Below are 12,258 nucleotides of genomic sequence, written 5' to 3' on the forward strand. Positions count from 1 at the left end.
AGGAGGAAGAGATGGCTAAGATCTACTATGACAAGGACGCGGACCTGAACGTTATCAAGGACCTCAAGGTCGCGGTGATAGGTTACGGTATTCAGGGGCGCGGCCAGGCGCTGAACCTCAGGGACAGCGGCGTGGACGTTATCGTCAGCGAGCTTGAGGGAACGCCCAACCACGAGCAGGCCGAAAAGGACGGGTTCAAGGTCCTGTCCGCGGAGGAGGCCGCGAAGCAGGCCGACATCATCCAGATACTCACCCAGGACCACGTGCAGGCCCAAGTCTATAAAAGCGCCATAGAGCCGAACCTCGAGGAGGGTAACGCGCTTGTCTTCTCTCACGGGTTCAACATCCATTTCAAGCAGATCGTGCCGCCCGAGAATGTGGATGTGTTCATGGTCGCGCCGAAGGGGCCCGGAGCGCTTGTTCGCGAGATGTACGAACAGGATAAAGGCGTGCCGTGTCTTGTGGCCATATTCCAGGACGCGACCGGTAAGGCCATGGACAGAGCGCTCGCTTACGCCAAGGCCATTGGCGGGACCAGGGCCGGTGTGATAGAGACTACTTTCAAGGAAGAGACGGAAACGGACCTGTTCGGTGAGCAGTCTGTTCTCTGCGGCGGCGCTTCGGAACTTATCAAAGCCGGTTTCGACACGCTGGTCGAAGCCGGGTACCAGCCCGAGATAGCGTATTTCGAGTGCCTGCATGAACTTAAGCTCATCACGGACCTGATCTACAAATACGGTATCTACGGCATGCGTAAAAGGGTTTCCGATACGGCTGAGTATGGTGATATAACCAGGGGCAAGCGCGTTATCAGCGAAAAAACGCGCCAGGAGATGAAGAAGATACTCCAGGAGATCCAGTCGGGCAGCTTCGCCGACGAATGGATCAAGGAGAACAAGGAAGGCCGGCCCAATTACAACAAGATCACCGAGCAGGAGAAGCAGCACAGGATAGAGAAGGTCGGCGAAGAACTTCGTGGCATGATGCCATGGATGTAAACGAGGTGCAGAACCATGAAAAAAGATAAAGTGCTCATATTCGACACTACCCTGAGGGACGGGGAACAGACCCCGGGTGCCAGCCTGACGGTCAACGAGAAACTGAAGATAGCCCACCAGCTGGAGAACCTCGGTGTTGACATAATCGAGGCCGGGTTCCCGCGCACAAGCGCTGGAGACCTGGAGGCGGTCAAGACCGTAAGCAGGCATATCAAAAAGCCCGTTATCTGCGGTCTGGCCAGGGCCATCCGGCAGGACATCGATGACGCGTATCTGGCCCTTAAGAAGGCCAAAAGGGCGCGGGTCCATGTGTTCCTGGCGACCAGTAAGATACATATGCAGTATAAGCTGCGCAAGGCCAAGGACGAGATACTCAAAACTTCCGTTGAGGCGGTCAAGTACGCCCGGAAGAAGTTCGGTGATGTCGAGTTCTCCCCGGAGGACGCATCCCGAACCGAACTTGACTTTCTCGCCAGGGTGGTCGAAGGGGTTATAAAGGCGGGGGCGAAAACGGTCAACATCCCCGATACGGTGGGATATACCGTGCCCCAGGAATTCGGCCGGACCATAGAGCACCTTTTCAACAACGTGCCCAACATAAACAAGGCCGTTATAAGCGTGCATTGCCATAATGACCTGGGCCTTGCGGTTAGTAATTCCCTTGCTGCGGTGCTTAACGGCGCGCGCCAGATCGAGTGCACGATGAACGGTCTGGGCGAGAGGGCGGGCAACGCCTCCCTGGAAGAGATCATCATGGCCATGAAAATGCGCAAGGACATATTCGCGGGGGTCTCGACGAACATCAACACGAAGGAACTCTACAAGACCAGCAGGCTGGTAAGCAAGCTTACCGGTATACCCATCCAGCCGAACAAGGCCATAATAGGCGATAATGCCTTCGCCCACGAATCGGGTATCCACCAGGACGGGATACTGAAAAAACGCGTGACCTACGAGATCATCAGGCCGCAGGATGTCGGCTTCGAGGGAAGCAAGATCGTTCTCGGAAAGCTTTCCGGGCGTCACGCTTTCTCGGAGAGGCTTAAAAAACTGGGGTATTCACTCTCCAGCAAGGAACTGGACCAAGCGTTCCGTCGTTTCAAGGACCTGGCGGACAAGAAGAACAAGATCTTCGATGATGACCTTGCCACCATAGTGGAGAACGAACTGGCCACGATACCGGAGGAATACAAGCTTGTCAATTTCCATGTGGCCAGCGGCAGGGGGACCAAGCCCCTGGCGAGCGTGGAGATAACCAAGGGCAAGAAGAAGCTTGTTGCCACCGGCACCGGGGACGGGCCGATAGACGCCTGTTTCAAGACGATAGATAAGGCCACCGGTATGAAGGGCAAGCTCGTGGATTATCATGTCAACGCGGTCACCAGCGGGAAGGACGCGCTCGGTGAGGCCAGCGTCAAACTGGTCCAGAAGAAGGACATGGTCATCGGCAGGGGCACCAGTACTGATGTCATAGAGGCCAGCGTTCTGGCTTACGTCAATGCCATTAACCGTCTTTCCATCAGGAAGAAAAAATCCGCCGCTGAAAGCGGCAGACGCAAGAAGAGAAAATAGCTGAATCCCGCCCGGGTGCCGGATTAAAGGCGCCCGGGCGTGTCTAAAGATCATTGTTATGGAAAATGACACGCAGGACAGGAAATTGTACGGCCTGGTGGGCAGGAATATCAATTATTCGCTCTCGCCCGCTATGCATAACGCCGCTTTCAAGCATTTCGGCATATCCGCCGAGTACAGACTTTTCGATACAGCGGAAGAGGACCTTGAGGCTTTTCTGAGCGAGAACGTGTTCAGCGGACGTCTCAGCGGTTTCAATGTTACCGTGCCCTACAAGATACGGGTAAGGCAGCTGCTGGAGAAATGTTCCCTCCTCGAGGTTGAGACCACCGACTGGGTGGATATCATCGGTTCTGTCAATACGGTAAAGGTCGACGGGAGGAAAGTTCTGCTCGACAATACCGATGCTTACGGGTTCTACCAATCGCTCAGGGATGAGGCGAAGCTCACTCTTGCCGGCAAGCAGGTTTTCGTTGCCGGCGCCGGAGGCGCAGGAAGGGTGCTCGCGCTCTACATGGCTACCCTGAGAAAGGACCTTCCATTATCGGTCAAGGTATATGATGTAGACAGGGATAAGCTCGCCGAACTCGAGGAGATCTACAGCAAGCAGCTTTCTTCGGGCGGCACGATCTCGGCGCTGGAGGCGGCATCATCGCCTCTTGAGGCCAAAGGATGCGATCTTGTCGTGAACGCTACCCCTCTGGGGATGAAAGAGACCGACCCCCTGCCGGTCCCGTCCGAGGTGCTGGAGGAGGGAATGACCGTCTATGACCTGGTCTACGCGCATGAAACTCCGCTTGTCAGGGCCGCGCGTGAAAAGGGCCTTACGGCACTGAACGGGCTGGGTATGCTTGTCGGGCAGGGTGCGTTCGCTTTCTGTATTTGGACCGGCACGCCCGCCAGTGAGGGCAGGCCCGTAATGGAGCGGGCGGCATTACGAGAGCTGGAAGCAATCAGATGAAGTATTTTTTAGTGTTCGTTTCCGGTACGATCATCGGCAGTTTCCTGAACGTGTGCATTTACAGGATACCCCTGGGCAAGTCGGTGGTATGGCCCGGGTCGCACTGCACTTTCTGCCGAAAGCCGATCAGGTGGTATGACAACATCCCCCTGATCAGCTATCTAATCCTGAAGGGAAAGTGCCGAAACTGCGGCACGCCGATACCTTTAAGGTATTTTATTGTCGAGCTGGTTACGGCTCTTTCAGGCGTATTGCTTTTATATTATTTTTCACTGAGCCCGGCGTTCTTTGTATACTGGTTTTTCACCTGTTCTCTTATAGTTATCATGGCTATAGATATAGAGCACCAGGAAATACCGGATTCGGTAAGCATTCCCGGCATCGTGCTGGGCCTTGTGCTGGCGACCGTGTTCAGACTTACCGGCGGGGGTACCTATCCTGGAGCTTTTCTTGACTCGGTCCTGGGCGTACTCGCCGGAGGCGGGAGCATGTTCGTGCTGGGTGTGGTGGGCGAGCTCGTCTTCAAGAAAGAGGCCCTGGGCGGAGGTGATGTCAAGCTCATGGCGATGATAGGGGCTTTTCTCGGATGGAAGCTTGTAATGCTCACCTTTTTCATGGCCCCGGTGCTCGGAGCGGGGGTGGGTCTATTTATGAAGCTGCGATTCGGCAAGGAGGAGATAGCCTACGGGCCTTACCTTTCGCTGGGCGCCTTTATAAGCCTGCTTTACGGGGAAAAGATACTGGATTATTTGTTTTTGGGTCTGTGATAAAAAAAGGAGACAGACATGTTGAGATACATGACCGCGGGAGAATCTCACGGAAGGGGCATAATGGTCATACTGGACGGTATGCCTGCGGGACTGGCTATCGACCAGAAGTTCGTCGCTTCCGAGCTTAAACGCAGGATGCACGGTTACGGCAGGGGCGGGCGCATGGCGATCGAACCTGAAAAGCCGGAATTCGTGAGCGGCTGCCGTAAGGGGGTAACGATAGGAAGTCCCATCGGTATCATGATACATAACGCCGATCACAAGATCGACGAGCTCGAGGAACTGAAAAAACCCAGGCCCGGGCACGCGGACCTTGCGGGCATACACAAGTACGGTTTTGATAACGCGAGGGATGTCCTTGAGCGGGCCAGCGCCAGGGAGACGGCGATGAGGGTGGCTGCCGGTTCCTGCGCCAAACTGCTGCTTAAAGAGTTCGGGATGCGTATCACTAGTCACGTGACGATGATAGGCGGCATCGAGGCGGATACAGAGGGGCTTTCTTTCGATCAGATCGAGAAAGCGGCGGATATTTCCGCTTCAAAGGTCCGCTGTGCCGATGCGAAGGCCGAAAAGCTGATGTGCGAGGCTATCGACAGGGCGAGGGAAGAGAAGGACACCCTGGGGGGTTCTTTCGAGGTATTGGCGGTGGGGGTTCCCCCCGGATTGGGAAGTTACGTCCAGTGGGACAGGAAGCTTGACGGCACTCTTGCCAGGGCCGTCGTCTCGATACCCGCTGTCAAGGCCGTTTCGATAGGTAAAGGCCTCGAATGCGCTTCGAGGAAAGGCTCTCTTTCACATGACGCGATAGGATATGACGCTTCCGGGAAGGTTTTCACCAGGTCCTCGAACAACGCCGGAGGGCTTGAGGGTGGAGTCACCAACGGACAGGCGGTAGTGGTAAAGGGTTTCATGAAACCCATCGCCACGCTGGGTGAGCCCCTGAGTTCTGTGGATATCGACACTAAAAAGACGGCGGGGGCAGCTACGGAGCGTTCGGACGTCTCAGCGGTGGCCGCCTGCGGGGTGGTGGCCGAGTCAACGGTAGCCATCGAGCTTGCTTCGGCCTTCCTGGAGAAGTTCGGGGGCGATTCAGTCGGTGAGATAAAGAGGAACTATAACGGGTATATGAGCACTGTAAAGGAGATATAGTTTGAAGAACGTGGTGCTGGTGGGTTTCATGGGAACGGGCAAGACCGAGGTCGCCAAAGCCCTTGCCGCTGAACTTGGCAGGGAATACGTGAGCCTGGACGAGCTTATCGTTGCCAGGGAGGAACGCCCGATAAACGAGATATTCGCCGAGGACGGCGAAGCCTATTTCAGGAAGGTGGAGAAGGAAGTGGTAAGAGAGGTCGCCGCGCGGAGCGGTCTTGTGGTTGATACAGGAGGCGGCGTTGTGCTCGACGAGGAGAATGTCACCGCTCTCAAGAGAGGGGGTATAGTGATATGCCTCTGGGCCGATGCCGAGAGCATCTATGAAAGGACCGCGGGAAGCGGCCACAGGCCTCTTCTCAAAGTCCGCGATCCCAAGGAGCGCATCCGCCAGCTTCTGGATTACAGGAGGCCCTTCTACCAGAAAGCGGATTTCCATGTGGATACGGACGAACTCGATGTGGCCGGGGTAGTTGAAAGGATAACGGGGATAGTAAATGCAGAAGAAAAAGACCAGCGAAAAACGTCTGAATAAAAGCACCATACTGTGGGCGCTCTTTTTCGAGAAGTTGCTGCAGAACGTTGACGCCTGCGTGGTAGTGACCGATTCGAAAGGCGGGGCGGTGTTCGCCAACAGACGCCATCTCGATCTGTTCGGACTCACTAGGAAAAAGCTGATGGGGTCGAACTGGATAACAGGCATAATACCCCAGGCGGCGCGCGATCAGGTAAGAGAAATATTCGGCACCGTTAAGCGGAACAAGGCGATCTGCAAGTTCGACACCCCGGTCGTGGCAAAGGAAGATGTAAAATACTTCTGCTGGTTGGCTCTTCCCCTCAAGGAGAAAAGTAATTTTTTCTATATGTTCATCGGCAGGGAGTGCCCGGCGCCTCCCGGAGGCAGGGTGAGGGAGCATTGCCTTGAGACCGACAAATTGCATTCGGCCTATCAGGAAGTGGTGGAGACGCTTTTTGCCGCTTCCAAGGTAAGCGATCCGGAGACCGCGCATCACGCGGCGCGCGTTATGCATATCGCGGTGCTCCTGGCGAAGAAGCTCAAACTTGACATGGTCAGTATAGGGAAGCTGAAAGTGGCGTCGCTATTACACGACCTGGGTAAACTGGCCATTGACGACCGGATCCTTTTCAAGAACGGCAAGCTCAGTTCCGATGAGTTCAAAGAGATCAAGAAACACCCCCACTGGGGGGCCGACGTCATAAGCCTGGTATATTTTCTGAGGGATATAATCCCCATCATGGCCAACCATCACGAGAACTATGACGGAACGGGTTATCCCCAGGGGAAAAAGGGAGATGATATCCCCATCGAGTCCAGGGTCCTCGCGGTGGCCGATATTTACGAAGCGTTAACAGCTGACCGCCCGTATCGTAAAGGCTATTCCCGGCGAAAAGCGATCGAGATAATCAAAGAAGAAAAAGGACATAAGCTCGACCCGGCTATTACCGATGTTTTCCTTAAAATGGCCGAGAGTAATGAACTCGAAGAGGAGGGATTTTGAACAGGACTTCTTCGGATATACTTGCGCTGAGCATGGTGCCCGGTCTCGGGCCGCGGAGGATAGCCATGCTTCTCGAGGAGGCGGATGATACAGAGGATATTTTCAGCATGACCGATCAGCGTCTCCAGAGCGTGCTGGGAAGAGCTTTCAGGAACAAGGACCTGTTACGCGGGGCCAGAAACTCGGAAGATTTCGCGGAGGAGATGGAGTACATCACATCCAGAGGCATACGCCTTTTGTGTCCGGGCCAAAAAGGATATCCGGGTGCGCTTAGAGAGATATACGATCCCCCGGCGGTCCTTTTCATCAAGGGACAGTTCAGGCCGGAGGATGCCAACGCGGTGGCCGTTGTGGGATCCCGGCGCTGCACTTCATACGGTGAGCGTATGGCCCGGGAACTGGCTTCGGGCCTTGCTGAGGCGGGTATCACCGTCGTCAGCGGCATGGCCAGGGGAATAGACACGGCCTCCCATGAGGGCGCCCTCCGGGCCGGAGGCAGGACGATAGCCGTCATGGGCAGCGGGTTTCGGCATATATACCCGCCGGAAGCGGAAGAACTTGCCGAAAGGATAGCCGAAAGAGGCGCGGTACTGACTGAATATCCTTCCCGGCAGTCGCCGACAAGAAGGAGTTTCCCGCAGAGGAACAGGATAATCAGTGCCCTGTGCAAGGGCGTGGTGGTCGTCGAGGCCGCCGCCAGGAGCGGGGCCCTTATTACCGCGGATTTCGCGCTTGAACACGGTAGAGAGGTTTTCGCGGTGCCCGGACGGGCGGATTTCGCGACCAGCAGGGGCACTAACATGCTTATACAGAACGGCGCCAAACTGGTGACACGCGTGGAAGATATACTCGAGGAGATACGCCTTGATGCTTCGGCGGGTAATGAGAGTTCCCCGCCCAGCCTGGAAATTACCGGTCAGACGGTGCGCTGACCCTTAAGGAGATGTTATCATGCATGCCGAAAAGAAGAAAAAAAAGAAGACTGCCGCTTCATCTGGCAAAAAGAAGCAGCAGAAGAAAAAGAAGACCTCCGGGAAGGAATCCGGTTCGGGTAAACATCTTGTAATAGTGGAGTCGCCGGCAAAGTCCAAGACGATAAACAAGATACTGGGCAAGGATTACAAGGTGCTCGCGAGCATGGGTCATATAATAGACCTGCCCGAGGGGAAGATGGGCATAGATTTCGAAGATGGCTTCAAGCCCGAGTACAAGGTGATGAAGGGCCGGAAAAAATACCTGACCAGCCTGAAGAAGGAGGCCAAGGACGCTGACCGTATATATCTCGCGGCCGACCCCGACAGGGAGGGTGAGGCCATATGCTGGCATCTTAAGAACCAGTTCTCCAAGAACGAGGCGGATATTCACAGGGTGAGTTTCGAGGAGATAACCGAAAAAGCCGTAAAGGCAGCTTTCAATACCCCCCGGGAAATCGACATGAACAAGGTCAACGCCCAGCAGGCAAGGAGGATGCTGGACAGGATAGTGGGCTATTCTCTCAGTCCGCTTCTCTGGGGCAAGGTTACAAGGGGCCTTAGCGCGGGCAGGGTGCAGTCGGTGGCGGTAAGGCTCATAGTGGAACGGGAGGAGGCGATCCGGGCGTTCACCGCCGAGGAATACTGGAGCATAGACGCCATCCTGGCCAAACAGGACTACAAGCCCGGTGAAGGCGATCCGCCGGCTTCTTTCAAGGCTAAACTGGTCAAGCACAAGGGCGAGAAGATAAGCATACCGGACAAGGACTCGGCAGACGAAATAACCGGCCGGCTCAAGAAGGAACGTTTCGTTGTCGCCGACATAAGCCGCAGGGACAAGAAGAGCCATCCCCGCTCGCCCTACACTACTTCGGTGATGCAGCAGGACGCTTTCAATAAGCTGAACTTTTCGGCGAACAAGACCATGAGGACCGCCCAGACCCTTTATGAAGGCGTGGAACTGGGATCCGAGGGCAGCGTGGGACTGATAACCTATATGCGTACCGATTCGGTGCGTATCTCCGATGACGCCCAGAAGGAGGCCAGGGAGTATATAAGCGATAAGTACGGTGAAAAGTACTGTCCCGCCAAACCGCCCCAGTACAAGTCCAAGAAAAGGGCGCAGGAGGCACACGAGGCGATACGGCCCACGCTTCCCCTGCGGCACCCGAAGGAAGTAGAGAAGTACTTGAGCCCGGATGAATACAAACTTTACGAACTGGTATGGAAAAGATTCATATCCAGCCAGATGAAGAGCGCTCTGTTCAATGTGCTCACCATACACATAGACGCCGGGGAGTACCGCTTCAGGGCGGGCGGGGCGGAGCTCAAGTTCGACGGGTTTCTGAAACCATACCGTGACGATTCCGAACAGGAGGAGGGCATGGAGGAGATCCCGCCGCTTGAAGAGGACGAACAGGTCGATCTGGAAGAACTCCTTCCCGAACAGCATTTTACCAAGCCGCCGCCGCGTTATACCGACGCCTCGCTGGTCAAGGACCTCGAAGAAAAAGGCATAGGCAGGCCCTCCACCTACGCGCCCATAATAAGGACCGTGATAAACCGAAACTACATAAAGCGCGTGAGCAGGAGCCTGCAGCCCACCGAACTCGGGGAGCTGGTAAACAAGCTCCTTGTCGATAATTTCCCCGGCATAGTGGACGCCGAGTTCACCGCGAAGATGGAGAACGAACTTGACGGCATCGAGGACGGCAAGGTCGATATAGACCATGTTCTCAGCCATTTTTACTCGTCTTTTTCCAAAAAGCTCGAGGAAGCCAAGGACAGGATGAAGAGCGTCAAGCGCCAGGTGGTCAAGACCGACGAGGTTTGCGAGCTTTGCGGACGGCCCATGGTCATTAAATGGGGCCGGCGCGGAAGGTTCCTGAGCTGTTCGGGGTTCCCCGCGTGCAAGAACGCCAAGTCGATAACCACCGGCGTAAAGTGTCCCGCGGAAGGTTGTGACGGCGAGCTGGTGGAACGCAAGTCCAGAAGGGGCATGTTCTACGGCTGCACGAATTATCCCAAGTGCACGTACACCACCCGGAAGCTTCCCGAAGGCCAAGAGGAAAGCTCCGGGCAGGACCAGCAAAAGGATGAGGATAAGTGAAGCGTTTCATAGAAAAGTTCGAGAATTATCTCAGCATAGAGAAGAACTATTCCGAGCACACTTTGCGCAATTACCGTTCGGACCTGACGGAGATGGCGGAGTTCTTGAACGATAAGGACCCGAAGGATATAACTCACCTTGACCTTCGGCGTTTTCTGGCCAGGTTGAAGGAGAATAACTGCGCGAAACGGACCGTGGTGAGGAAACTTGGAGCGATAAGGTCCTTTTTCAAATTCCTTTTCAGGGAGAAATATATCAGGAAGAACCCCGCAGACAGCATATTCACCCCGAAGCTCGACAAGCGCCTACCCGAATTTCTGGATACCGAGAGAATAATAGCCCTGGTAACATCCCCTTCCCTTGACGACCTGTTGGGGGTGCGCGACAGGGCGATACTGGAAGTGCTGTATTCGACCGGTATGCGGGTGAGCGAACTCGTCGGCATGAACGTCCGGGATATCGACCTTATCGCCGGCGCGGTGAAGGTCCGCGGCAAGGGCAAGAAGGAAAGGGTGGCCATGCTCGGGGAAGAAGCCCAGAAAGCGCTGAGGCAGTATCTTGACCAGGTCCAGTCGGGCGAGGAGGGGGCGGTATTTCTCAATAAGAGAGGGGGGCGGCTCACCGACAGGAGCGTGAGAAGGATCATAAATAAATACGTAAAAAAATGCAGCATAGAACAGAAAATAAGCCCGCATTCTATCCGTCATTCTTTCGCGACGCATCTTCTGGACAACGGCGCGGACCTCAGGAGCGTGCAGGAGCTTCTCGGGCACAAGAATCTTTCAACGACGCAGATATATACCCATCTCGGCTCAAAACGCATTAAGGAGATGTATTCAAAAGCTCATCCCAGAGCTTGAACTGGTCATGGATACGGGATTTAGGTCATGAAAGTACTATACGATATTTTTTTCATTTTCTTCGCTTTATTCTACCTGCCGGTCCTTCTTTTCAAGGGCAGGCTACACGGCGAATTCCTCCAGAAGTTCGGACTTCTGCCGGAAGGGCTGGCAAGGCTGGATCGTCCGGTATGGATACACGCGGTGAGCGTGGGCGAAGCGGTCATAGCCTCGAAGCTCGCCCGGCGGATAAAGGCGCGCTGGCCGCAGGTCCCGGTCATCGTTTCTACCACGACGCAGACTGGCAACAACATGATCCGCAAAGCGGGCAAAGGCTGTGTTGACGGCGTTTTCTATTATCCCCTGGACCTCAGCTTCGTGGTCTCCCGCGTGGTGAAAGCCCTCTCGCCCAGACTTTACGTCATGGTGGAGACGGAATTGTGGCCGAACCTGTTAAAGCGCCTTCATTCTGAAGGTGTGCCGGTCGCGCTCATTAACGGGAGGATATCCGACTCCTCCTACGGTAATTACAGAAAGATCAAGTTCGTCACAAAGCGCGTGCTCCCCTGCGTGGATACATTCTGTGTGCAGACGCAGAGGGACGCCGAAAGGCTCAGCGACATGGGCGCCGAAAGAAAAAGGATACACGTTACCGGGAACATGAAGTTCGACGATGAGGAAAGGCTAGGCCAGACGCGAATAATCAGCAAGGAATACCTTGGCTTCGGACCCGAAAGTGAGATCATAGTCGCCGGCAGTACGCATTTTCCGGAAGAGCAGAAGGTCATAGACATCTTCAGGGACCTTAATGGGCGGGACAGGTCCATTAAACTCATTCTCGCGCCGAGGCATGTCGAAAGGATAGATGCGATAAGGATATATACAGAAAAAAGAGGTCTCGCCTACAGGAAGCTTTCTGATCTTCTGGAGCCGGATGCCGGCGCTCACACCGAAGGTTACGATGTTCTTCTCGTTGACCTTATCGGTTACCTTAAGGATCTCTACAGCCTGGCTTCAGTGGTGTTCGTAGGTGGAAGTTTCGCAAAGCACGGCGGACAGAACCCCATAGAGCCGGCCAGATGGGGCAAAGCCGTGATCTACGGGCCTCATATGTTCAATTTCAGAGAGGTATCCGAGATATTCCTTGCCAACCAGGCGGCGGTACAGGTGGAGGACGAGAAAGAGCTTGGCCAGGTCCTGGACCGGCTTCTCCGGTCCGCCGAAGAGAGCAGCAAGCTCGGGCGGAACGCGCTGGGCGTTATAAAGAAAAATACCGGGGCGGTGGACAGGGCCCTGGAGAAGATAAAGAAGCATATTACCGATGAGTGGGAAGAAAGGCGATTAGGGTGAAGGCATATTTCGCAGGAC

The 12,258-nt window shown here is 55.0% G+C and carries 11 protein-coding genes; all 11 read left to right on the plus strand.

What is annotated here, in order from left to right; all coding sequences use genetic code 11:
• Nucleotides 1-11 precede the first annotated feature (11 nt).
• The 11 genes from ilvC to GF409_00875 are packed head-to-tail and all read left to right on the plus strand — an operon-like array spanning nucleotide 12 to nucleotide 12,240.
• On the plus strand, nucleotides 12-998 hold the full coding sequence (gene ilvC, locus GF409_00825) for a ketol-acid reductoisomerase (protein MBD3425754.1): 987 nt from the start codon (nucleotides 12-14) through the stop codon (nucleotides 996-998).
• Between the two features lie 15 nt (nucleotides 999-1,013).
• Nucleotides 1,014-2,570 carry a 2-isopropylmalate synthase gene (locus GF409_00830; GenBank protein ID MBD3425755.1) on the plus strand — a complete coding sequence of 519 codons (1,557 nt, stop codon included), beginning with the start codon at nucleotides 1,014-1,016 and terminating at the stop codon, nucleotides 2,568-2,570.
• A 58-nt stretch (nucleotides 2,571-2,628) separates the two neighbouring features.
• Nucleotides 2,629-3,531, plus strand: a complete 903-nt coding sequence (locus GF409_00835) for a hypothetical protein (GenBank protein ID MBD3425756.1) — start codon at nucleotides 2,629-2,631, stop codon at nucleotides 3,529-3,531.
• The gene (locus GF409_00840) at nucleotides 3,528-4,298 is read left to right on the plus strand and encodes a prepilin peptidase (GenBank protein MBD3425757.1); all 771 of its coding nucleotides are present in this window, start codon (nucleotides 3,528-3,530) and stop codon (nucleotides 4,296-4,298) included. Before GF409_00835 ends, GF409_00840 begins: the two co-directional genes overlap by 4 nt.
• Nucleotides 4,299-4,319: 21 nt before the next feature.
• On the plus strand, nucleotides 4,320-5,450 hold the full coding sequence (gene aroC, locus GF409_00845; GenBank protein MBD3425758.1) for a chorismate synthase: 1,131 nt from the start codon (nucleotides 4,320-4,322) through the stop codon (nucleotides 5,448-5,450).
• Nucleotide 5,451: 1 nt separating this feature from the next.
• Entirely contained in the window at nucleotides 5,452-5,985 is a 534-nt protein-coding gene (locus tag GF409_00850) for an AAA family ATPase (GenBank protein ID MBD3425759.1), read from the plus strand.
• Nucleotides 5,948-6,970 (plus strand): HD domain-containing protein, encoded by a 1,023-nt coding sequence (locus GF409_00855; GenBank protein ID MBD3425760.1) that lies wholly within the window; start codon nucleotides 5,948-5,950, stop codon nucleotides 6,968-6,970. The genes GF409_00850 and GF409_00855 overlap by 38 nt, the downstream gene beginning before the upstream one ends.
• Entirely contained in the window at nucleotides 6,967-7,902 is a 936-nt protein-coding gene (gene dprA / locus GF409_00860) for a DNA-protecting protein DprA (GenBank protein ID MBD3425761.1), read from the plus strand. Before GF409_00855 ends, dprA begins: the two co-directional genes overlap by 4 nt.
• A gap of 19 nt (nucleotides 7,903-7,921) precedes the next feature.
• Entirely contained in the window at nucleotides 7,922-10,051 is a 2,130-nt protein-coding gene (gene topA / locus GF409_00865; GenBank protein ID MBD3425762.1) for a type I DNA topoisomerase, read from the plus strand.
• Entirely contained in the window at nucleotides 10,048-10,911 is an 864-nt protein-coding gene (xerC, locus tag GF409_00870) for a tyrosine recombinase XerC (GenBank protein ID MBD3425763.1), read from the plus strand. The genes topA and xerC overlap by 4 nt, the downstream gene beginning before the upstream one ends.
• Nucleotides 10,912-10,938: 27 nt before the next feature.
• Nucleotides 10,939-12,240, plus strand: coding sequence for a hypothetical protein (locus GF409_00875; protein ID MBD3425764.1), 1,302 nt, complete (start codon nucleotides 10,939-10,941; stop codon nucleotides 12,238-12,240).
• Nucleotides 12,241-12,258: the final 18 nt, after the last annotated feature.

It is taken from the genome of Candidatus Omnitrophota bacterium, from assembly GCA_014728045.1.
In the GTDB taxonomy this organism is placed as follows: Bacteria; Omnitrophota; Gorgyraeia; order Tantalellales; family Tantalellaceae; genus WJMH01.

Excerpts from the sequence above, each read along its gene's own strand:
- ilvC (MBD3425754.1), top strand. The coding sequence starts at position 12 with ATGGCTAAGATCTACTATGACAAGGACGCGGACCTGAACGTTATCAAG.
- GF409_00830 (MBD3425755.1), top strand. The coding sequence starts at position 1,014 with ATGAAAAAAGATAAAGTGCTCATATTCGACACTACCCTGAGGGACGGG.
- GF409_00835 (MBD3425756.1), top strand. The coding sequence starts at position 2,629 with ATGGAAAATGACACGCAGGACAGGAAATTGTACGGCCTGGTGGGCAGG.
- GF409_00840 (MBD3425757.1), top strand. The coding sequence starts at position 3,528 with ATGAAGTATTTTTTAGTGTTCGTTTCCGGTACGATCATCGGCAGTTTC.
- GF409_00855 (MBD3425760.1), top strand. The coding sequence starts at position 5,948 with ATGCAGAAGAAAAAGACCAGCGAAAAACGTCTGAATAAAAGCACCATA.
- topA (MBD3425762.1), top strand. The coding sequence starts at position 7,922 with ATGCATGCCGAAAAGAAGAAAAAAAAGAAGACTGCCGCTTCATCTGGC.
- GF409_00875 (MBD3425764.1), top strand. The coding sequence starts at position 10,939 with ATGAAAGTACTATACGATATTTTTTTCATTTTCTTCGCTTTATTCTAC.